21 protein-coding genes are annotated in these 18,714 nt (G+C 68.6%); 11 read left to right on the top strand and 10 right to left on the bottom strand.

Annotation, left to right across the window (positions count from 1 at the left end; translation table 11 throughout):
• Genes WG903_RS08070 through WG903_RS08055 form a run of 4 tightly spaced genes read right to left on the bottom strand, consistent with a single transcriptional unit; the run spans window position 1 to window position 3,312 of the window.
• The gene (locus WG903_RS08070) at window positions 1-279 is read right to left on the bottom strand and encodes a GNAT family N-acetyltransferase (protein WP_340074085.1); all 279 of its coding nucleotides are present in this window, start codon (window positions 277-279) and stop codon (window positions 1-3) included.
• Between the two features lie 7 nt (window positions 280-286).
• Window positions 287-1,276 carry a DUF1839 family protein gene (locus tag WG903_RS08065; protein ID WP_340074083.1) on the bottom strand — a complete coding sequence of 330 codons (990 nt, stop codon included), beginning with the start codon at window positions 1,274-1,276 and terminating at the stop codon, window positions 287-289.
• Complete coding sequence (locus tag WG903_RS08060) at window positions 1,273-2,178, bottom strand: amino acid--[acyl-carrier-protein] ligase (RefSeq protein ID WP_340074081.1); 906 nt, start codon at window positions 2,176-2,178, stop codon at window positions 1,273-1,275. Before WG903_RS08060 ends, WG903_RS08065 begins: the two co-directional genes overlap by 4 nt.
• The gene (locus WG903_RS08055; RefSeq protein ID WP_340074079.1) at window positions 2,179-3,312 is read right to left on the bottom strand and encodes an acyl-CoA dehydrogenase family protein; all 1,134 of its coding nucleotides are present in this window, start codon (window positions 3,310-3,312) and stop codon (window positions 2,179-2,181) included.
• A gap of 196 nt (window positions 3,313-3,508) precedes the next feature.
• On the opposite strand from WG903_RS08055, the gene WG903_RS08050 reads away from it, so the two are divergent.
• The 7 genes from WG903_RS08050 (at window position 3,509) to WG903_RS08020 (ending at window position 10,039) form a co-directional block, all read left to right on the top strand.
• Window positions 3,509-3,955: a holo-ACP synthase gene (locus tag WG903_RS08050; protein ID WP_340074077.1), complete on the top strand. Its 447-nt coding sequence runs from the start codon at window positions 3,509-3,511 to the stop codon at window positions 3,953-3,955.
• Entirely contained in the window at window positions 3,952-4,209 is a 258-nt protein-coding gene (locus WG903_RS08045; RefSeq protein ID WP_340074075.1) for an acyl carrier protein, read from the top strand. Before WG903_RS08050 ends, WG903_RS08045 begins: the two co-directional genes overlap by 4 nt.
• Window positions 4,210-4,211: 2 nt before the next feature.
• Window positions 4,212-6,620: a glycoside hydrolase family 2 protein gene (locus WG903_RS08040; protein ID WP_340074073.1), complete on the top strand. Its 2,409-nt coding sequence runs from the start codon at window positions 4,212-4,214 to the stop codon at window positions 6,618-6,620.
• Window positions 6,617-8,392 carry an alpha/beta fold hydrolase gene (locus tag WG903_RS08035; RefSeq protein ID WP_340074070.1) on the top strand — a complete coding sequence of 592 codons (1,776 nt, stop codon included), beginning with the start codon at window positions 6,617-6,619 and terminating at the stop codon, window positions 8,390-8,392. Before WG903_RS08040 ends, WG903_RS08035 begins: the two co-directional genes overlap by 4 nt.
• Before the next feature lie 94 nt (window positions 8,393-8,486).
• Window positions 8,487-9,071 carry an NADPH-dependent FMN reductase gene (locus WG903_RS08030; RefSeq protein ID WP_340074068.1) on the top strand — a complete coding sequence of 195 codons (585 nt, stop codon included), beginning with the start codon at window positions 8,487-8,489 and terminating at the stop codon, window positions 9,069-9,071.
• 42 nt (window positions 9,072-9,113) lie between these two features.
• Entirely contained in the window at window positions 9,114-9,599 is a 486-nt protein-coding gene (locus WG903_RS08025; protein ID WP_340074066.1) for an acyl-CoA thioesterase, read from the top strand.
• Complete coding sequence (locus tag WG903_RS08020) at window positions 9,596-10,039, top strand: hypothetical protein (RefSeq protein WP_340074064.1); 444 nt, start codon at window positions 9,596-9,598, stop codon at window positions 10,037-10,039. The genes WG903_RS08025 and WG903_RS08020 overlap by 4 nt, the downstream gene beginning before the upstream one ends.
• A gap of 4 nt (window positions 10,040-10,043) precedes the next feature.
• Here the strand turns inward: WG903_RS08020 and WG903_RS08015 are convergent, their stop codons facing one another.
• Window positions 10,044-10,790 (bottom strand): IclR family transcriptional regulator, encoded by a 747-nt coding sequence (locus tag WG903_RS08015; protein WP_340074061.1) that lies wholly within the window; start codon window positions 10,788-10,790, stop codon window positions 10,044-10,046.
• 81 nt (window positions 10,791-10,871) lie between these two features.
• Between WG903_RS08015 and WG903_RS08010 the strand changes: the two genes are divergently transcribed.
• From WG903_RS08010 to WG903_RS08000, 3 genes are read left to right on the top strand one after another with little or no spacing between them, the layout of a single operon-like run.
• On the top strand, window positions 10,872-11,840 hold the full coding sequence (locus WG903_RS08010) for a Bug family tripartite tricarboxylate transporter substrate binding protein (protein WP_340074059.1): 969 nt from the start codon (window positions 10,872-10,874) through the stop codon (window positions 11,838-11,840).
• Window positions 11,841-11,843: 3 nt separating this feature from the next.
• Entirely contained in the window at window positions 11,844-12,521 is a 678-nt protein-coding gene (locus tag WG903_RS08005; protein WP_340074057.1) for an RraA family protein, read from the top strand.
• Window positions 12,518-13,444, top strand: a complete 927-nt coding sequence (locus WG903_RS08000; RefSeq protein WP_340074055.1) for an NAD(P)-dependent oxidoreductase — start codon at window positions 12,518-12,520, stop codon at window positions 13,442-13,444. The genes WG903_RS08005 and WG903_RS08000 overlap by 4 nt, the downstream gene beginning before the upstream one ends.
• On the opposite strand, the gene plsY is transcribed toward WG903_RS08000, so the two are convergent.
• The 4 genes from plsY to WG903_RS07980 are packed head-to-tail and all read right to left on the bottom strand — an operon-like array spanning window position 13,441 to window position 16,054.
• Window positions 13,441-14,073 (bottom strand): glycerol-3-phosphate 1-O-acyltransferase PlsY, encoded by a 633-nt coding sequence (gene plsY / locus WG903_RS07995; RefSeq protein ID WP_340074053.1) that lies wholly within the window; start codon window positions 14,071-14,073, stop codon window positions 13,441-13,443. The genes WG903_RS08000 and plsY overlap by 4 nt on opposite strands.
• A 4-nt stretch (window positions 14,074-14,077) precedes the next feature.
• Window positions 14,078-14,569 carry an aminoacyl-tRNA deacylase gene (locus WG903_RS07990; protein WP_340078213.1) on the bottom strand — a complete coding sequence of 164 codons (492 nt, stop codon included), beginning with the start codon at window positions 14,567-14,569 and terminating at the stop codon, window positions 14,078-14,080.
• Window positions 14,560-14,973 carry a DoxX family protein gene (locus WG903_RS07985; RefSeq protein ID WP_340074051.1) on the bottom strand — a complete coding sequence of 138 codons (414 nt, stop codon included), beginning with the start codon at window positions 14,971-14,973 and terminating at the stop codon, window positions 14,560-14,562. The genes WG903_RS07990 and WG903_RS07985 overlap by 10 nt, the downstream gene beginning before the upstream one ends.
• Window positions 14,974-14,992: 19 nt before the next feature.
• On the bottom strand, window positions 14,993-16,054 hold the full coding sequence (locus tag WG903_RS07980; RefSeq protein WP_340074049.1) for an aldo/keto reductase: 1,062 nt from the start codon (window positions 16,052-16,054) through the stop codon (window positions 14,993-14,995).
• A gap of 43 nt (window positions 16,055-16,097) precedes the next feature.
• On the opposite strand from WG903_RS07980, the gene WG903_RS07975 reads away from it, so the two are divergent.
• On the top strand, window positions 16,098-16,835 hold the full coding sequence (locus tag WG903_RS07975) for a DNA-formamidopyrimidine glycosylase family protein (protein ID WP_340074046.1): 738 nt from the start codon (window positions 16,098-16,100) through the stop codon (window positions 16,833-16,835).
• Here the strand turns inward: WG903_RS07975 and pepF are convergent, their stop codons facing one another.
• Window positions 16,836-18,689, bottom strand: a complete 1,854-nt coding sequence (gene pepF, locus WG903_RS07970; RefSeq protein ID WP_340074044.1) for an oligoendopeptidase F — start codon at window positions 18,687-18,689, stop codon at window positions 16,836-16,838.
• Window positions 18,690-18,714: the final 25 nt, after the last annotated feature.

Raw genomic sequence — 18,714 nt, 5'->3', positions numbered from 1 at the left:
TTACCGCTTGGCCACGAGGTCTTCGTACCCGGCGTGCTTCCCGATCCAGCCGGCGATGTAGCTGCAGCTGGGGATGACCTTCAGGCCGCGCGTTCGCGCATCGTCCAGCGCGAATTTCGCGATGCGCGAGCCGAAGCCCTGGCCTTCGAATGCGGGTTCGACTTCGGTGTGCACCAGCTCGATGGTGTCCGCACCGTGCATGCGGTATACGATGTGCGCGGCCACCTTGCCGTCCTGCGAGAGTTCGTAGCGCTTGCGGGTGGGGTTGTCGGTGATCATCCCGCGATCATGCCCCAGGCCAGGCGGCGTTCGTCGCGGCCGACTCCACGGCCTCCATGGCTTCTTCCCAGGCCTGCGCAGCCGTATCCATCGCGGGCTTCGCATCGAACGGCTTGCCCGTGTGCGCGACGCGCGCGCCCTTCAGGATGAGCGACTTGCAGGTGGACGAAAGCGTGCGGAAGCCCGTCGCGGCGCCGTCGAAGTCGTAGCCGTGGCGCGCGAGCCAATCCAGGTGCGCCGCCGCCAGCTCGAACGCCGCGCCGGCCTGCCGCACGGAGGCGAAGGCCCACTCGTGGTAGTACGCAGGGCCGCGTTCGTGCAGCTGCGCGAGCTCTTTCGCCAGGCGCGGCGCGAAGGCGATGAAGGGGTTGGCGGCCGGCTTGAACTGGAAGTGGTGCCCGAGCAGCTCCATCGCGATCTCGGCGAGCTCGCCGTCGGGCCGGCGCACGCTGCGCTCGATGCGCACCAGCTCCGCCAGCAGCGGCATGTCGCAGCCGCCCGGCTTGAGCAGCTTCACGTAGTCCTCGCCCTGCGCCTCGAAGTAGCCGGCGTTGTGGAAGTAGCCCAGGCGCTGCGACTGCGTGTCCAGCTCGGCGATCACGATGGTGGTCTTGGTGCGCTTGCGGCGGTAGTCGGTGGCCTCGGTGTCGGGCAGCCAGAAGGAGTCGGCTTCGGTCGCGATCAGGCGGCCGCTCGAGAGGTGTTCGACCGCGTGCTCCTCCAGCGCCCGCCACACCGTCATCTCCTGCACGTCGATGCCGTAGAGCTCGCGCAGCTCCGACGGCGTGGGCTTGAAGAAGGTCCACTGGTCGCCGAGGAAATCCACGGCGATGGTGTGCCCGAGCAGCGCGTGCGGCTCCAGCTTCATCGCGCCGAGCAGCTCGATCCACAGGTCGATGTAGCAGTTCTTCTCGGGCCAGTCCCGGTCCGGCGAATGGAGGGGGTGGCGCTGGTGGCGGGCCGGATCCAGGCCCGCGATGGCCTGGATGCGGGTCATGGCCAGAGCTGCTTGCGAACGTCCGCCGGCCACTGCGCCGGGTCGAAGCCGTGCGTGTTGATCAGGGCGATGGCCACGCGCTCCAGGCCGAAGCCCAGGCACGCGGTGTGCGCGGTCTCGCCGCCCGCGGTGCGGATGCCGAACTTGCCGCTGAAATGGTCCTGGTGCCAGTTGAAGGAGCACACCGCGGTGGGCGCCTCGTGCGAGATCACGGGCACGAGGATCTCGAACTTCAGGCGCTGCTCCACCTGCTGCGCGGCCATCATCTTGCCGGTGCGGCCGAAGAAGGGATCGGAGGCGACGTCGCTCTTCGCGTCCAGGCCCAGGCGCTTGAGCAGTTCCATGCCGCGCTCCAGCCACGTGTCACGCCAGGCGACCACCTCCTCCTGCGCGCCCATGCGGATGAACTCGCGCATGCGGAAGGACTGCAGGCGCGTGGGCTCGTCCGACGGCTCGTGGCGGAAGACCCAGCCGGTCACGCTGATCAACCGGCCCTTGCCGGGCAGCATGCCGCTGAAGTTGGGGTACACGGCGTAGCACGCGGCGGGCGCGAGCATGACGTCGGTGGGCTGCAGCATCGCCTCCCAGTCCTCGCCTTCGCGCGCCTTGCGGGCGATCTCGCGCGCCTCGGCGTCCTTGCCGAAGAAGCTGTGGACCGAGCCCGCCAGCTGCGGGAAGTTGTCCAGGTAGCCGAGCTTCTCGATCAGCGAGCGGGCCAGCACCGGCGGGTACTGCAGCTCCTGCGCGCCGTCGTCCTTCGTCTCGCGCGAGACCAGGTCGTTGAAGCGGCGGATGATGTCCTCCATCACCTCGCCGCGGCCCCACACGCCTTTCACGCCCGAGGGCAGCACGAGGTCATGGCCCTCCAGGCCGCGCTGCAGGTCCTGCATCGAGTACAGCATTTAAGGAAGATCCTTGTAGACGAGGAGCATCGCCGCGCTCTTGGCGTTGATGCGGTCGTTGGAGATCATGAGGGAGCCGGAGAGCGAGTCGCGGTACTGGCGCCCCAGGCTGAAGGGGCTGTCGTTCTTGTAGCCGAGGATGCCGACGATCTGCAGCGCGCGGTGCACGATCTGCGGCGCGGCTTCGGAGCAGGCGACCTTCAGGTTGTTCAGGCGCAGCGCCCAGTTCAGCCCGAGCAGCTCCTCGCGGTCCTCGACGGCGTCGAAGGCCTGCGCGGCGGCCCACCAGGTTTGCTTCATGGTTTGCAGGTCTTCCCACACCTCGGCGAGGCGCTGGGCCGTGGGCGGCGTCGAGCCCGGCGTCTGCCGCGCCTGGCCGCGCACGAAGTTGGCGGCGCGCGCCACCGCATCGGCGGCGATGCCCCACCACAGCGACGCCCACAGGATGTGCGAATACGGCACCATGGTCTGCGCGCTGCTGTCGGCGAACGCGCCGGGGATGACCTGCCGCGCGTCGCCATGCGATTCGAGCTTGAAGCCGGGGCTGCAGGTGCCGCGCATGCCCAGCGTATCCCAGCTGGTGGTCTGCTTCAGGTCGTAGTCGCCCTTGCGCACCATCACCAGCACCTGGTCGCTGTTGGCAGCGGTCGCATCGCGGCGGCAGGTGACGAGGATGGCATCGGCGTGCTGGCAGTAGGAGCCCGTGGTGGCGTCCTTGTTGAGCGTGAAGCGCTCGCCCTGCACATCCACGGCGCAGATCGACGAGCGCGTGTCGCCGAAGGTGCCGACCTCGGACGTCATCGAGGCGAGCAGCCACTGCTTCCACACCGTCTCTCGCATCCAGTTGCGGAAGAACTCGCTGTCCATGCCGTGGCGCGCGATGCACGACAGCTGGCTGTAGTGCATGGCCAGCACCATCGCGCTGGACCCGCAGGCCTGCGCGAGCGTGGAACACAACTGCGCCAGCTGCGCCATGGTGCAGCCCGCCCCGCCCAGCTCGCGCGGCACGAGCGCCGAGAGCACGCCGGCTTCGCGCAGCGCCTCCACGGCCTCGGTGGGGAATCGCGCCTTCGAGTCGACGTCGGCCGCATTCGGCGCGGCGACCTCCTGCGCGATGCGTTTGACGGAGCTCAACAAGGAGCCGAAGTCCTGCCCAGGTCTTACTGCTGCGGTATCCATCGTGTTGCCGATTGTTAGGGCAAGCGCCCACGGCGTGGGGCACCGCTGTGTCAGACGACGCCGCGACCTGTCGAGGGTGCCAGCACGGACGAGCCCGCGCACGAGGCAATTTCGGTACAACCCACGTGACGCAAGCAAGCACTGCAGCCGCATGACCACGCAAACCGAACTCGAAGCATGGGCCCCGGAAGGGGCCGGTGTGCGGCTGGGCTTCGACCTGGCGCGCACCAGCGGCATCGCCGAATCCATCCGCCTGTTCGGGCGGCGCTTCACCGACCGCCTGTTCACCGCGCGTGAGCTCGACTACGCACTGGCCGGCAACGGCGTGTGCGCGGAAAGGCTCGCCGCGCGCTTCGCGGCCAAGGAAGCGGTGATCAAGGCGCTGCAACTCTCGGAAGCGGGCGTGGCCTTCACCGACATCGAGGTCGTCAAGCGCGCCGACGGCGCGTGCACGATCGCGCTGCACGGCGAAGCCCGGCGCATCGCCGACCGCATGGGCGTGCAGCGCATCCTGGTCAGCCTGAGCCACGACGGCGATTGCGCCGGCGCCGTGGTGCATGCCTTGCTCCAACAACCCGAAACCACCCCGCACGAATGAACACCGCCCTCGATTTCGAACCCCAGATCCGCCAGGTGCTGCGCGAGCACGGACGCCTCAACCGCGACGTCGGCGAACTCGGCCCCGAGACCGACCTCTACCAGACCGGCATGACCTCGCACGCCAGCGTGAACGTGATGCTCGCCCTGGAAGGCGCGTTCGACGTGGAATTCCCCGACCACATGCTCAAGCGCAGCGTGTTCTCCAGCATCGGCGCGATCCGGCAAGCCCTCGCGGAGCTGACCGCGGCCTAGCCATGCAATGGGCCCTGGCGTGCAGCGCCGGCGACAGCGATTCGCCGCCTGCCGACGGCTGGCTTGCCATCGATGGCCCGATGACCGTGGCGGCCGCGTTGCGGGCCGCCGGCCGGTGGAGCCTGGACGCGCCGCGCCGCAACTTCGACGACGAAGCCTGGTGGTTCCGCGCGCGCTTCGACGCGAAACCCGGCGACGCGATCCTGGGCTTTGACGGCATCGCGACCTGCGCGCAAGCGTGGTTGAACGGCGAGCAGGTCCTGTCCGGCACGAACATGTTCGTCGCGCACCGCTGCGACGTCGAGAAGCTCTTGCGCCCCGCGGGCAACGAGCTCCTCATCCGCTGCGAGTCGCTCAACGCGCAACTGAAAACCCGCAGGCCGCGGCCACGCTGGCGCACGCCCATGCTCACGCAGCAGCAATTGCGCTGGTGGCGCACCACGCTGCTCGGCCGCACGCCGGGCTGGTCGCCGCCCGCGGCGCCGGTGGGCCCGTGGCGCGAGGTTTGGCTGGCGCCGCGCGATGCCGTCTCCGCGCGCGACGTGCGTTTGCACTCGCGCCTGGAGGGCCGCAACGGCTACGTGCATTGCGCGCTGGACAAGCCCATGCGCGCGGAGCTGCGGCTGGCGCGCGAAGGCCGCGAGTGGCGCCTGCCCATCGATGGCGAGGGCACGCTGTGCATCGAAGACGCGCAGCCGTGGTGGCCGCACACGCATGGCGAGCCCACGCTCTACGAAGCTTCGCTCCTCTTCAACGGCGGGGTCCTTCCCTTGCCCCCGGTCGGCTTCCGCACGGTGGAAATGGAGACGGCCAACGGCGACTTCCACGTGCGCGTGAACGGCGAGCGCGTGTTCTGCCGCGGCGCCGTGTGGATGCCGCTGGATCCCGTGTCGCTGCGCGCGAGCCCTGCCGACTACGACAAGGCACTCGCCCAAGCGGCCGCGGCCGGCATGAACATGTTGCGCGTCGCGGGCATCACGGTCTACGAAGAGGATGCGTTCTACGAAGCCTGCGACCGCGCCGGCGTCCTGGTCTGGCAGGAGTTCATGTTCGCCAACATGGACTACCCGTCCTCGGACCATGCCTTCATGCGGTCCGTGGAAGAGGAGGCGACGCAGCAGCTGGCACGCCTGGCCTCTCATCCGTCGCTGGCGATCCTGTGCGGCAACAGCGAGGCCGAGCAGCAGGCGGCGATGTGGGGCGCGCCGCGCGAGTCTTGGCAGCAGGCGCTCTTCCACGACACGCTGCCGCGCCTGTGCCGCGAGCTCGCGCCCGGCGTGCCGTACTGGCCTTCCAGCACGCACGGCGGCGCCCTGCCGCAGCAGGCCGATGCGGGCACCACTTCCTACTATGGGGTGGGCGCGTACCTGCGGCCATTGGAGGACGCGCGCCGCGCCAACCTGAAATTCGCCACCGAGTGCCTGGCCTTCGCCAACATGCCGGAGCCCGCGACGCTGGCGCGCATGCCCGGCGGCGAATCGCTGCGCCCCCACCACCCGGCGTGGAAGGAACGCGCGCCGCGCGACCTGGGCGCGGGCTGGGACTTCGAGGACGTGCGCGACCATTACCTCGAGCTCTTCTTCGGCGCCTCGGCGCGCGAGCTGCGCAGCGCGGACGTGGAGCGCTACCTGGCGCTCAGCCGCATCGCCAGCGCCGAAGCCATGGCGGCGGCTTTCAGCGAATGGCGCCGCGCCGGCTCGTCGTGCGGCGGCGCGCTGGTGCTGATGCTGCGCGACCTGTGGGCCGGCGCCGGCTGGGGCCTGCTCGACGACCAGGGCGTGCCCAAGGCCTGCTGGCATGCCTTGCGCGGCGTGCTGCAGCCCGTGGCGCTGCTCATCACCGACGAAGGGCTCAACGGCCTTTGCCTGCATGCCATCAACGAAAGTGCCGAAGCCCGCGAGCTCACACTCACGCTGAAAGCCTGGCAGGGTGGGGACGTGCAGGTCGCACAAGGCGGGCGCCCGATCGCGCTGGCGCCGCGCAGCGCGGTGGCGATCCCTGCTGCTGAGCTGCTGGACCATTTCATCGACCTCAATTGGAGCCACCGCTTCGGCCCGCCGCCCTGCGACGTGGTGGCATGCAACCTTTTGGATTCGCAGGGCCGCGCGGTGGCGCGCGCCCATCATTTCCCGCATGGGCACGCGCTGGCCGTTGAACGGGACATCGGCCTGCACGCAAGAATCGCCGGGCACGATAGCTTCGGGTGCACCGTTGCCGTGACCACACGGCGTTTTGCTTATGGCGTGCACTTCGACTTTCCCGGCATGACAGCAGACGACAACCATTTCCACCTGGCCCCGGGCGACGAACGCCACATCGCCCTGCGCGGCACCCTCGCACCGCAAGGGCGTGGGTGGGTGCGTGCGATCAACGCGGCGCAGGCCACGCGCATCGAGGGAGCCGCCGGATGAGCGGCCACCCCGTCGTCTTCGAAGCCGCCGGCGCGTCCTGCCTGGGCTGGTTCCACGCCGCGCAAGGCGCGCGCCGCCGCGTGGCGGTCGTCCTGTGCCGGCCACTCGGCTACGAAGCCCTGTGTTCCTACCGCACCTACACGCAGCTCGCGCACACGCTGGCCGCGGCGGGGTTCGACGTGCTGCGCTTCGACTACCAGGGCAGCGGCGACTCCGCCGGCGGCGACACCGATGCGGGCCGCGTCGATGCATGGCTCGCGAGCATCGCCGCAGCGGTCGCGCAGGCACGCCACCTGGCCGGCACGGATGAAGTCGCCCTCTTCGGCATGCGCCTGGGCGCGACACTCGCGATGGAGGCCGCACAGCGCATGGGCGGCGTCGGCAGCCTGATGCTGTGGGCGCCCTGCCCGAGCGGCCGCGCCTTCGCGCGCGAGATGCGCGCCGCCTTCGGCAGCCACGCGCAAGCGTCGCAGCTGGCCGGCGGCGTGGAAGCACTGGGCACCCTGTTCACGCCCGAAACGCTGGCCGCCATCGAGCGGCTCGCACCCGACCGCGCGCCGGCGCGGCGCGTGCTGGTGATCGCGCGCGACGACATGCCCGGCGAAGGGCCGCTGCCCGCGCGCCTGCGCGCGCAAGGCGCCGACGTGACGGCCACGGTGTGGCCCGGCTACGCGGACATGATGGCCGAGCCGCACGACGCGAAGCTCGCGCCCGAGACGCTGCAATCGATCACCGACTGGCTGTGCGCCGCGCATCCCGTCGCCGACAACGCCCACGCGCCGGCTGCACATCTGGCTTGGCCGACCGGCTGGCATGCCGGCGGCGCGATCGAAACGCCCTTGTCCTTCGGCGCCGACGGCCGCCTCTTCGGCGTGCTGTCGCAACCCTCCGCCGCGGCGCTCGCGGAACACGCGGGCACGGCCGTGCTGCTGCTCAACGTCGGCGGCAATTACCGCGTCGGCCCCAACCGCGTGTACGTGAAGCTGGCGCGCGAACTGGCCGCGGCCGGCTACCGCGTGCTGCGCATGGACGTGACCGGCATCGGCGACAGCCGCATCGAGGAGGGTTTTTCCAGCGACAGCATGTACCGCAGCGACGCGGTGGCCGACGTCGGCGCCGCCATCGACCTGATGCACCAGCGCGGCTGCCAGCGCATCTTCCTGCTGGGCATCTGCTCGGGCGCGTACCTGGCCTTCCAGACCGCGCTGCAGGATGCGCGGGTGAACGGCCAGATGATCATCAACGCCCGCCTGCTGGAATGGGACGCCGAGAAGAACGGCCCCTGGCAGACGTCGATGCAGCAGTACTACAAGTCGACGCGCTACTACAAGCAGAAGCTATTGAGCGGCGAGGTCTATGCGCGCGTGCTGCGCGGCGAAGTGGACGTGAGCGGCATCGCGAAGCGCTTCATCGCGCTGGGTGCCGCGCGCCTGCGCCGCGGCATCGACCGCCTGCTGGGCCGCGCGCCGCAGGAGGGCGTGCTGGCCAAGATGAAGCACCTGGCCGGCCGCGGCGTGCAGACGCTGGTGGCGATGTCCGAGGAAGACGACGGCCTGGACTACGTCGAGTTCCACCTGGGATCGCGCGGCGCGCGCATGCGCGGCCACCCCAACTTCCGCATGGTGCTGATCGAGGAAGCCGACCACACGTTCTCGACGGTGGCGAGCCAGCGCGGCCTGCTCGACGCCGTGCGCCAGCACCTCGATGCCGTGCATGAGCCGGCTGCCGCGCCGCGCCCCGTGCCGGGGCTGGCTGAGCCGGCAGCGACCTGAGTCAGGACAAGAGGGGCGGCAAGCGAGGCATGCGCCGACACGGCGCAGGCCGTGCGCGTCCCATCATGGGCTTTTCACGCAACAAGGAAGCACCATGGCTCAGGCAACAACCATCGGCGTGGTGGTCGGCAGCATCCGCCCCGACTCCATCAACCGAAAACTCGCGCTGGCGCTCGGTGCGCTCGCACCCGAGGGCTGGACGCTCGAGCACATCCGCATCGACGACCTGCCCCTGTACAACCAGGACGACGACAAGAACCCCGCCGCAAGCGTCAAGCGCCTGAAGGCGGATATCGCGCGCGCCGACGGCATCCTGATCGTCACCCCCGAATACAACCGGTCCATCCCCGGCGTGCTGAAGAACGCGATCGACCACGCATCGCGCCCCTACGGCCAGAGCGCGTGGGCCGGCAAGCCGGCGGGCGTGATCGGCACTTCGGGCGGCGCGATCGGCACCGCACTGGCGCAGCAACACCTGCGCAACGTGATGGCGTACCTGGACATGCCCACGATGGGACAGCCCGAGGCGTTCGTGCAGTTCAAGGAAGGCCTGTTCGACGACAAGGGCCGCATCGCCAACGACGCGACGAAGCAGTTCCTGCAGAAGTGGATGGACAGCTACGTGGCCTGGGTGCAGCGGCACACGGAGCAGGCAGCCGAGAAGGTCGCGTACGTGTAGCTACGGACGCCGCGGCGTTAGCCCGGAAGTATCATCCCGCGCGTGGACCTTCCCGCGCACCAACTGACGATGACGGTGTTGATGACACCGGACACGGCCAACTTCGCCGGCAACGTGCACGGCGGCCACCTGCTGAAGTGGCTCGACCAGGTGGCCTATGCCTGCGCGAGCCGCTATGCCGCCAAGTACGTGGTCACGCTGTCGGTCGACCAGGTCACCTTCCTCGAACCGATCTTCGTCGGCGAGCTCGTCACCTTCCTGGCCAGCGTCAACTACACGGGCAAGAGCTCGATGGAAGTCGGCATCAAGGTGCTGGCGCAGGACATCCGCAGCCAGAAGATCCGGCACGTGAACAGCTGCTTCTTCACGATGGTGGCGGTGGACGAGGAACGCAAGCCGGTGGAAGTGCCGGCGCTGCGCCCCTTCTCGCCGGAGGAGAAACGGCGGTGGGAGGCGGCGCGCGTGCGCAAGGAACTGCGCAAGGAATTCAGCGAGCGGTTCGAGGAGTTGCGGCCGCCGGCGCCATGAATGCGCAGCTCGAGGCGGTGGCGCGCCAGCTGGATCTCCAGCAAAACCGGCTCCTGCGATTCGCCTTCGCCCTGGCCTGCGCGAGGCGCGTGGAACACCTGCTCGAAGACCCCCGCGCGGCCGAGGCGTTGAAGGCGCTGCAATCGTTCGTCGCGCGCAACTGCGCGGACCCCGGGATCGACGAAGCACGCGAAGCGATCGCGGGGGTGGCGCGAAGCCATGCGGGCTCACGCTCGCTCGACGGTGCCGCGCACGCTGCCGTTTCGGCGACGAATGCCGTCGCCAACGCGCTCGCCGGCCGTGCGCTGGACGCCGCGAGCTACTCCGCCTATGCCAAGGTGTATGCCTACGGCGGCTACGCCGTCAGCGACCCTTCGGCGTTCGAGGAGGAATTCCGCTGGCAGGTAGCGGAGCTGCAGCGGCTGGCCGGCCTGAAGTGACCGCTCAGGGGTGCCACCGCGACACCGCGCGCGGTGTCGCCTCCGACTTCGCCCCCGCCAGCGAATACGACAGCTGGTTGGCCGCGCGCACCACGACCTTCGCGTGTTTCTCCAGCTTGGCCAGCGACAGGCGTGAGCTCGGCCCCGAGATGCACAACGAGCCGAGCAAACGCCAGTTGGTCGAGAACACCGGCGCGGCGACGCTGCTCACGTCCACTTCGCGCTCGCCGGCCGAGATGTGGAAGCCGCGCTCGCGGATCGCCTCGTACGCCGCACCCGATGCGCCCGAGAACGCCAGGATGACGCGCCCGGGCGCGCCCTTGTCGAGCGGCAGGCGCTCGCCGATGCGCACGTGGTGGCGCAGCGACTGCGGGCCTTCCACGCGCGCGATGCACGCTCGGATATCGCCCTCGCGCACGTAGAACGACGCGCTCTCGCCGGTGGCACGGACGAGCTCGTGCAGCGTCGGCTCCACCACCCGGTTGACGTCGAAGCCCGCCTGGTAGCGCGCGCCCAGCCAGCCCGCCGCCGGGCCCAGGCGCCACTGGCCGTCGTCGGTCTGCACCATGTAATGCGACAGGGCCAGCGTGCGCGCCAGTCGCAGCGCCGTCGTCTTGTGCATGCCCGACCTGCGGCTGAGCTCGGCCAGCGACAACGACGACTCGCCCACCGCGAAGGCTTCCATCAGGTTGAGCGCCCGGGTGACGGCGGTGACGCCGCCCGGGGTCTCTTCGGTCGTGTTTCGCTCCATGCGCCGTGGTCCACTGGATGAAACGCCATTGTACTGTGCGCAACACGCCCCGAGAATACGGGGACATCAGGAGACAAACCCATGCAAGCTATCCGCCGCGCCCTCGTGGCCCTGTCCCTCGCCACGGCACTGCCGCTGGCCTTCGCGCAGGCCTACCCGGCCAAGCCCATCCGCCTCGTCGTGCCCTTCCCGGCCGGCGGCGGCACGGACATCATCGCGCGCGAAGTCGCCAACAAGATCACCAACACCAGCAAATGGGCGTTCGTGGTGGACAACAAGCCCGGCGTGGGCGGCAACATCGGCGTCGACGCCGTGGCGAAGTCACCGGCCGACGGCTACACCATCGTGATCGGCCAGACGAGCAACCTGGCGATCAACCCCACGCTGTACAGCAAGCTGCCGTACGACCCGGTCAAGGACCTCACGCCCATCGTCGCCATCGGCAGCTCGCCGCTGGCCATCGTGGTCGCGGCCGACTCGCCCTTCAAGACCATCGCCGAAGTCGTCGCGGCCGCCAAGGCCAAGCCCGGCTCGATCAACTACGCGACGTCCGGCAACGGCACGGTCGCGCACCTGGCTACCGAGCTGTTCCAGCGGGAAGCCGGCGTGAAGCTCACGCACATCCCCTACAAGGGCGCCTCGCAGGGCCTCACCGACGTGATCGGCGGCAGCGTGCAGCTGTACGTCTCGTCGATCCCGACGCTGATCGGCCACATCAAGGCCGGCAAGCTCCGCGCGATCGCGGTGACGTCCGCCAAGCGCGTCGACGACGTGCCCACGGTGCCGACCATCGCCGAATCGGGCTACAAGGGCTTCGAGGCGGTGACCTGGTTCGGCCTGCTCGGCCCGGCCAACCTGCCCAAGGACATCGTCGCGACCGTCAACGCAGAAGTGAACAAGGCGCTCAAGGCCGAGGACCTCAAGAAGAAGATGGACGACCAGGGCATCGACATCATCGGCGGCAGCGCCGAATCGTTCGCCAAGCTCATCCCGGCCGACATCGCCAAGTGGGGCAAGGTCGTCAAGGACTCCGGCGCGAAGGTGGACTGAGCCATGACCGACATCATCAAGGACTTCGAACGCGTCTCCCCGCAACTCGTTGCGGAGGCTTCGCAATACCAGGCCGCGATCCTGGCCGACGTGGCCGGCCGCCGCGGCGCGCTGAACGGCCGCATTCAGGCCCTGCGCCCGCGCATGAAAGTGGCGGGCCCGGCCTTCACCGTGGAAGTGCGCCCCGGCGACAACCTCATGATCCACGCGGCGATCTCGCTGGCGAAGCCCGGCGACGTGCTGGTGATCGACGGCAAGGGCGACCTCTCGGCCGCGCTCATGGGCACGATCATGATGACCGCTTGCAAGCAGCTGGGCATCGCGGGCGTCGTCATCGACGGCGCCGTGCGCGACACGCTGGAGATCGACGAGATGGACTACCCCGTGTTCAGCGCGGGCTCCAACCCCAACGGCCCGACCAAGAACGTGCCCGGCCGCATCGGCCACCCGGTCAGCGTCGGCAACGTCACCGTGCATGCCGGCGACTTCATCCTGGGCGACGCCGACGGCGTGGTGGTGGTGGAGCGCGAGAAGCTCGCCGGCCTGCTGCCGCTGGCGCACAAGAAGGTCGAGGACGAGACGGCGCGCATCGCGGCGATCAAGCGCGGCGACACCGCCGCCAAGTGGCTGGCGGGCGCCCTGCGCACCGCCGGCGTGCTCAAGGAAGGCGAGACGCTGTGACGACGAAACCGCGACTGCTGGTGACCGCGGCCGACCTCGCGCCGCAGGCCCTCGAGCTGCTGGCCGGCTTCGAGGTCGTCTACGCGGGCAAGACGCCCAGCGAAGAAGACATCGTGGCGCTGTGCGCCAGGCACGACCCCGCGGCGATCATCGTGCGCTACAGCAAGGTCGGCGCCGCGGCCATGGACGCCGCGCCGTCGCTCAAAGTGATCTCCAAGCACGGCAGCGGCACCGACACGATCGACAAGGTGGCGGCGAAGGCGCGCGGCATCGAGGTGCGCGCGGCCGTGGGCGCCAATGCGGCGGCCGTGGCCGAGCAGGCGCTCGCGCTGCTGCTGGCCTGCGCCAAGTCGATCCCGCAACTGAACGAACGCATGCACGCCGGCCATTGGGACAAAGCCACGCACAAGAGCGTGGAGCTCGGCGGGCGCACCGTCGGGATGATCGGCCTGGGCGCCATCGGCATCCGCTTTGCCCGCATGGCGTACGCGATGGGCATGCGCGTGATCGCGTACGACCCCTACGCGAAGGATTGGCCGGAGTTCGTGGACCGCGTGGACCTCGGCACGATCTGGCAGGAAGCGGACGCGATCTCGCTGCACTGCCCGCTGACGGCCGAGAACCAGAAACTCATCGACGCCGCGGCGCTGGCGCGCTGCAAGCGCGGCGTGATCGTGGTGAACACGGCGCGCGGCGGCTTGATCGACGAGGCGGCCTTGCTCGCTGCGGTGAAGAGCGGCCGCGTGCTGGCGGCGGGGCTCGACAGCTTCGCCATCGAGCCGATGACGGCCGGCCATCCCTTCCACGGGCAGCCGGGCTTCATCCTCAGCCCGCACATTGGCGGCGTGACGAGCGACGCCTACGTCAACATGGGTGTCGCGGCGGCGCGCAACGTGCTGGACGTGGTGGCGGTGCCGGCCTAGGCCGACTTCTTCGCGCCCAGCTTCGATTCCTTGCCCTGCACCAGCCGCTGGATGTTCTCGCGGTGGCGCCAGGCCAGGAGCATCGCCATGGCGAAGAGCGCGACCGCGATGCGCGTGTCGGCATACCACGCCACGCGGTTCATCAGCAGGTAGTACACCGGCGCGAACGCGGCGCTCACGAGCGACGCCAGCGACGAGTAGCGGAAGAAGAAGGCGATGATCAGCCACGTGAGGCCCGTGCCCACGCCGAGCAGCCACTCGATGCCGAAGACCACGCCGATGAAAGTGGCCACGCCCTTGCCGCCCTTGAACTTGAAGAACACCGGGTACAGGTGGCCGAGAAACGCGGCCACGGCGACCAGCGCCTGCGTGCCGTCGCCCATGCCGTAGGGCTCGCCGAATTTCTTGACGAGGAACACGGGCAGGAAGCCCTTGAGCGCGTCGAGCAGCAGCGTGATGAGCGCCGCCGGCTTGCTGCCGGAACGCAGCACGTTGGTCGCGCCCGGGTTGCCGCTGCCGAAGGTGCGCGGGTCCGTCAGGCCCATCGCGCGGCTGACGATGATCGCGAAGGCGAGGGACCCGAACAGGTACGCGGCGACGACGGCGCCCAGCGAATACGCGTAGCTCATCCGGCTATTCTGCCAGTGCGCAGGTGACGGGCTTCGCGGCCAGAAGCTGGACGCACACCTGCGGCTCGATGCCCACCAGGTAGCCGCGCCGCCCGCCGTTGATCAGGATCCTGGGCAGCGCGAGGATCGTCTCCTCGATGTACACCGGCATCTCTTTGCGCGTGCCGAAGGGCGAGGTGCCGCCCACCAAGTAGCCGCTGTGGCGGTTGGCGACTTCGGGCTTGCACGGCCCCACCGACTTCGCGCCGATCTGCCGCGCGAGGTTCTTGGTCGACACCTTGCGGTTGCCGTGCATCAGCACCACCAGCGGCCGCGCCTTCTCGTCTTCCATGATCAATGTCTTGACGACGGTGAACGGGTCCCAGCCCAGCACCTCGGCGCTGTGCTGCGCGCCGCCGTGCTCCAGGTACTCGTAGGGATGTTCGGTGAAGGCGACGCCGTTCGCCTTGAGCAAGGCGGTGGCCGGCGTTTCGCTGACGTGGCGCTTCAATCCGATGCGGGAGCGGCGTCGCGCCGCGGTGCGGTGAATGCGGCAGCCAGGCACATGGCCGCGATGCAGATCGCGTATTCGATGCCGTTGGAGCCATGCCCGACGACGAACCAGCCGAACTTCAGGTGCACGAGGAAGATGGCGAAGATCATTTGAACGACGAACACCATCGCCACCCAAGGCGTGCGCCAGCCGGCGATCAGGAGGATGCCGCCCACCAGTTCCCACAGCGTGACGCCCCAGGCCCACGCGATGCCCACCGGGAACCCGGCGCCCTGCAGGAAGACGCCGAAGGCCGTCACGCGGTCGGTGGCCATGCGCGTGACGGTGTGCGAGAGGAATTCCACCGCCAGCACGTAGCGCAGGATGTCGTACGCCAGCTTCGGACGGTGGAAGTCGAACGTGCGCATGGCGCGCAGTATGCCCAGTTCAGACCGCCGGGTCACGGATTTCCCAGCGGATCTTGTCGATCTCCGCCAGGAGTTCCGGTGAGAGCTTCGTGCCCCACGCATCCAGGTCCTCGTCCAGCTGCGCCTGCGTCCTCACGCCGATGATGGTGCTGGCCACGCGCCAGTTGGTGTAGCACCAGGCCAGCGCCATCCGGGTCGGTGTCAGCCCGTGCTGGCGCGCCAGCGCGTTGTAGCGGCGCGCGGCGGCCAGCGACTCGGGGCGGCCCCAGCGCTGCTTGCGCACCGATTCGAACTTGCCGATGCGCGCGTCGCGCGGCGTGTTCGGGCCATCGATGCCGCTCTCGTCGTACTTGCCGGTGAGCAGGCCGAAGGCCAGCGGCGAATACGGGATGGACGACACGTTCAGGCGGTGCAGCGTCTCGTCCAGGCCGTTGTCCATCGAGCGGCTGACCAGGCTGTAGACGTTCTGCACGGTCTGCACGCGCGGCAGGTTGTGCTGTTCGGCCAGGCGCACGAATTCATGCACGCCATAAGGCGTCTCGTTCGACAGGCCGATGTAGCGGATCTTCCCTTCCTTCACCAGCTGGTCCATGGCCTGCAGCTGCTCGAGGATCGACGTCTTCGTGCGCTCCTTCGTCGGGTCGTAGTACATGCCGCCGAACATGGGCACGTTGCGCTCGGGCCAGTGGATCTGGTACAGGTCGATCGTCTCGACCTTCAGTTGCCGCAGCGACTTCTCGCACGAGTTGCGGATGTCCTGCGGCGTGAGGCCCTCGCCTTCGCGCACCCACGGCATGCCGCGCGAGGGGCCGGCCACCTTGGTGGCGATGACGAGCTTCTGGCGCAAGCCCGGGTTCTTCTGCAGCCAGTTGCCGATGATGGTTTCGGTGGCGCCGAAGGTTTCCTTGCGCGCGGGCACGGCGTACATCTCGGCCGTGTCCAGGAAATTGATGCCGCGCTCGACGGCGCGGCTCATGATGGCGTGCGCGGTCGGCTCGTCGACCTGCTCGCCGAAGGTCATCGTGCCCAGGCAGATGGGGGTGACCCTCAGGTCACTGTTTCCGAGTTGGATTGTTTGCATTGGCTGACAGCGGTTGGGCTGGGGGGGAGCCAGCATCTTAGCCATGCCCGAAGGCCCTTCGATCGTCATCCTCAAGGAGCAGGCCACGCCTTTCCTCGGCCGCAGGATCGAGCGGGTGTCGGGCAACACCACCATCGACAAGGAGCGCCTCCTCGGCCAGCGCATCGAGGCCCTGCGCAGCTGGGGCAAGCACTTCCTCGTGGAGATGGACGTGGACTTCTCGCTGCGCGTGCACTTCATGCTGTTCGGCAGCTACCGCATCAACGAGCAGAAGAGCTGGGCCACCCCGCGCCTGTCGCTGGGCTTCGATGGCGGCAGCGAGTTCAACCTCTACTCCTGCTCGGTGCGCTTCATCGACGTGCCGCTGGACCTGCTGTACGACTGGAAGGCCGACGTGATGTCGGAGGCATGGGACCCGAAGCTGGCGCTGTCACGCCTGCGCGCGCACCCGGACACGCTGGCGTGCGACGCGCTGCTGGACCAGGACGTCTTCGCCGGCGTGGGCAACATCATCAAGAACGAGGTGCTGTTCCGCATCCGCGTGCACCCGCTGTCGAAGGTCGGCGACCTGCCGGCTGCGAAGCTGCGCGAGCTGGTGAACGAAGCGCGCCAGTACAGCTTCGACTTCTACGAGTGGAAGAAGCAGTTCGTGCTCAAGAAGCACTGGCTCGCGCACACCAGGCGCACCTGCGTGCGCTGCCAGATCCCGCTGCAGAAGGCGCACCTGGGGGTGACGCACCGCAGGAGCTTCTGGTGCGGCAACTGCCAGGTGCACTACTGACTAGCGCTTCTTCGCCAGGATCTTCTCGATCTCGTCCATGATCTGGTTCATGCGCGCGGCGGTCGCCTGGTACGGCGCCGGCGTGGCCAGGTCGACGCCCGCGGCCTTCACCAGGTCGTAGGGGTAGTCGGAGCTGCCGGACTTCAGCAGCTTGACGTACTTGTCCAGCGCGCCCGGCTCCTTCTTGATGATGCGCTGCGCGAAGAGCGAGCTGGCCGCGATCGACGTGGCGTACTGGTACACGTAGAAGCCGCTGTAGAAGTGCGGGATGTAGGCCCACTCCAGGCAGTACGCGTCGTCGATGGTCACCACGCCCTGGTCGTGGCCGTGGTAGCGCTTGAGGATCTCGCAGTAGGCCTTGGTGAACGACTCGCCCGTCAGCGCCTCGCCCGCGTCCACGCGCTTGTGGATCTGACGCTCGAACTCGCCGAACATGGCCTGGCGGTAGTAGGTGCCGCGGATCGCCTCGAGCGCGGAGCCCAGGTAGTACAGGCGCTCGTCGTCGCCCTTCGCCACCTTGAGCATGTGGTCCAGCATCAACGCCTCGTTCAGCGTGGAGGCGATCTCGGCGACGAAGATCGCGTAGCTCGCCGTCGCGAAAGGCTGGTTGGCGTTGCTCAGGTACGAGTGCATGGCGTGGCCCCACTCGTGGGCGAGCGCCGTCTGCGATTCGTAGTCGTCGTTGTAGTTCATGAGGACGTAGGGATGCACGTCGTACGCGTAGCCCGCCATGTGCGCGCCCGACAGCTTGCCCTTGCGCGGGTAGACGTCCATCCAGCGGCTGTCGAAGCCCTTGCGCATCGCGGCGGCGTAATCCGCGCCCAGCGGCGCGACGGCGGCGAGCGTCGCCGCCTTCGCATCCACCAGCGGGAACTTCAGCTTCGTCGAGACCAGCGGCGGGTAGATGTCGTAATAGCGCATCTCCTGCACGCCCAGCATCTTCGCGCGCAGGCGGAAGTAGCGGTGCAGCGTGGGCAACGTCGCGTTGGCCTGCGCGATGAGCGTGTCCATCACCGCCACCGGCAGCTTGTTGGCGTCGAGCTTCGCGGTGATCGAGTCGGGGTACTTGCGCACCCGCGCCATCACCATGTCCTCCTTCAGCTGCGAGTACAGCGTGATGCCGAAGGTCTGCTCGTACGTCTTGTGCGCGCCGAAGAAGGTATCCATCACCAGCTTGCGGTCGGCGCGGTTGGCGGCTTCGCGCCACTTGGTGTACGCCGATGCGTCCAGCCGCACCTCTTCGCCGGTGGACAGCTTGATCGTCGGCCACGGCATGTCGGCGTTGGTCATCGTCGTGTAGACGGTGTTGCCGGTGCCGGTGACCAGGCCGAACTTGGCGACGAGCTCCTCGCCTTCCTTGTCCAGCGTGTGCTCCGCCGTGCGCAGGATGTCGTCCAGCGGATGGCGGTAGATGGCGAGGGTCGGTTCCTGCTTGAGGAAGCCTTCGATGCGCTCGCGCCCGATCTTCAGGATCTCGGGCTTCATGAACGCCTGCGACTCGTTCAACTTGCTGTTCAGGAGTTCCGCGCGCTGCGTGAGCTCCAGGTTCGCCGGCACCGACGTGTCGTCCGAGAATTTCTCGGAGGCGTACACGTACATGCGCGCGATGCGCTTGTCCATGTCGGCGCTCAGGTCCAGGCACTGCTTGAAGCGCCCGGCGCTGGCGCCGAGCTGGCCGGCGCACTTGCCCAGGTCGGTGATCTGCGTGTTGAGCCTGTCCTGTTCCGCGTTCCACGCCTGCAGCGAGGGATAGAGCTCGGCGAGGTTCCAGGTGTCCCGGATGTCGACGGTCTGCGCGTAGGTGGCGCAAGCGACCAGGGCGGCGGCGGTGGCCACCGCGATGCGGTTTCTCATTTGCTTGTCTCCTCCGGGGATCGCC

The organism is Ramlibacter sp. PS4R-6 (assembly GCF_037572775.1).
GTDB lineage: Bacteria > Pseudomonadota > Gammaproteobacteria > Burkholderiales > Burkholderiaceae_C > Ramlibacter.
The sequence above is the reverse complement of the archived record's forward strand: the minus strand, read 5'-3'. Positions and strand labels throughout refer to the sequence as shown.

Excerpts from the sequence above, each read along its gene's own strand:
- WG903_RS08060 (WP_340074081.1), bottom strand. The coding sequence starts at position 2,178 with ATGCTGTACTCGATGCAGGACCTGCAGCGCGGCCTGGAGGGCCATGAC.
- WG903_RS08050 (WP_340074077.1), top strand. The coding sequence starts at position 3,509 with ATGACCACGCAAACCGAACTCGAAGCATGGGCCCCGGAAGGGGCCGGT.
- WG903_RS07975 (WP_340074046.1), top strand. The coding sequence starts at position 16,098 with ATGCCCGAAGGCCCTTCGATCGTCATCCTCAAGGAGCAGGCCACGCCT.
- WG903_RS08015 (WP_340074061.1), bottom strand. The coding sequence starts at position 10,790 with ATGGAGCGAAACACGACCGAAGAGACCCCGGGCGGCGTCACCGCCGTC.
- WG903_RS08070 (WP_340074085.1), bottom strand. The coding sequence starts at position 279 with ATGATCACCGACAACCCCACCCGCAAGCGCTACGAACTCTCGCAGGAC.
- WG903_RS08020 (WP_340074064.1), top strand. The coding sequence starts at position 9,596 with ATGAATGCGCAGCTCGAGGCGGTGGCGCGCCAGCTGGATCTCCAGCAA.
- WG903_RS08030 (WP_340074068.1), top strand. The coding sequence starts at position 8,487 with ATGGCTCAGGCAACAACCATCGGCGTGGTGGTCGGCAGCATCCGCCCC.
- pepF (WP_340074044.1), bottom strand. The coding sequence starts at position 18,689 with ATGAGAAACCGCATCGCGGTGGCCACCGCCGCCGCCCTGGTCGCTTGC.
- WG903_RS07985 (WP_340074051.1), bottom strand. The coding sequence starts at position 14,973 with ATGCGCACGTTCGACTTCCACCGTCCGAAGCTGGCGTACGACATCCTG.
- WG903_RS07980 (WP_340074049.1), bottom strand. The coding sequence starts at position 16,054 with ATGCAAACAATCCAACTCGGAAACAGTGACCTGAGGGTCACCCCCATC.
- WG903_RS08065 (WP_340074083.1), bottom strand. The coding sequence starts at position 1,276 with ATGACCCGCATCCAGGCCATCGCGGGCCTGGATCCGGCCCGCCACCAG.
- WG903_RS08005 (WP_340074057.1), top strand. The coding sequence starts at position 11,844 with ATGACCGACATCATCAAGGACTTCGAACGCGTCTCCCCGCAACTCGTT.
- WG903_RS08045 (WP_340074075.1), top strand. The coding sequence starts at position 3,952 with ATGAACACCGCCCTCGATTTCGAACCCCAGATCCGCCAGGTGCTGCGC.
- WG903_RS08035 (WP_340074070.1), top strand. The coding sequence starts at position 6,617 with ATGAGCGGCCACCCCGTCGTCTTCGAAGCCGCCGGCGCGTCCTGCCTG.
- WG903_RS08010 (WP_340074059.1), top strand. The coding sequence starts at position 10,872 with ATGCAAGCTATCCGCCGCGCCCTCGTGGCCCTGTCCCTCGCCACGGCA.
- WG903_RS08040 (WP_340074073.1), top strand. The coding sequence starts at position 4,212 with ATGCAATGGGCCCTGGCGTGCAGCGCCGGCGACAGCGATTCGCCGCCT.
- plsY (WP_340074053.1), bottom strand. The coding sequence starts at position 14,073 with ATGAGCTACGCGTATTCGCTGGGCGCCGTCGTCGCCGCGTACCTGTTC.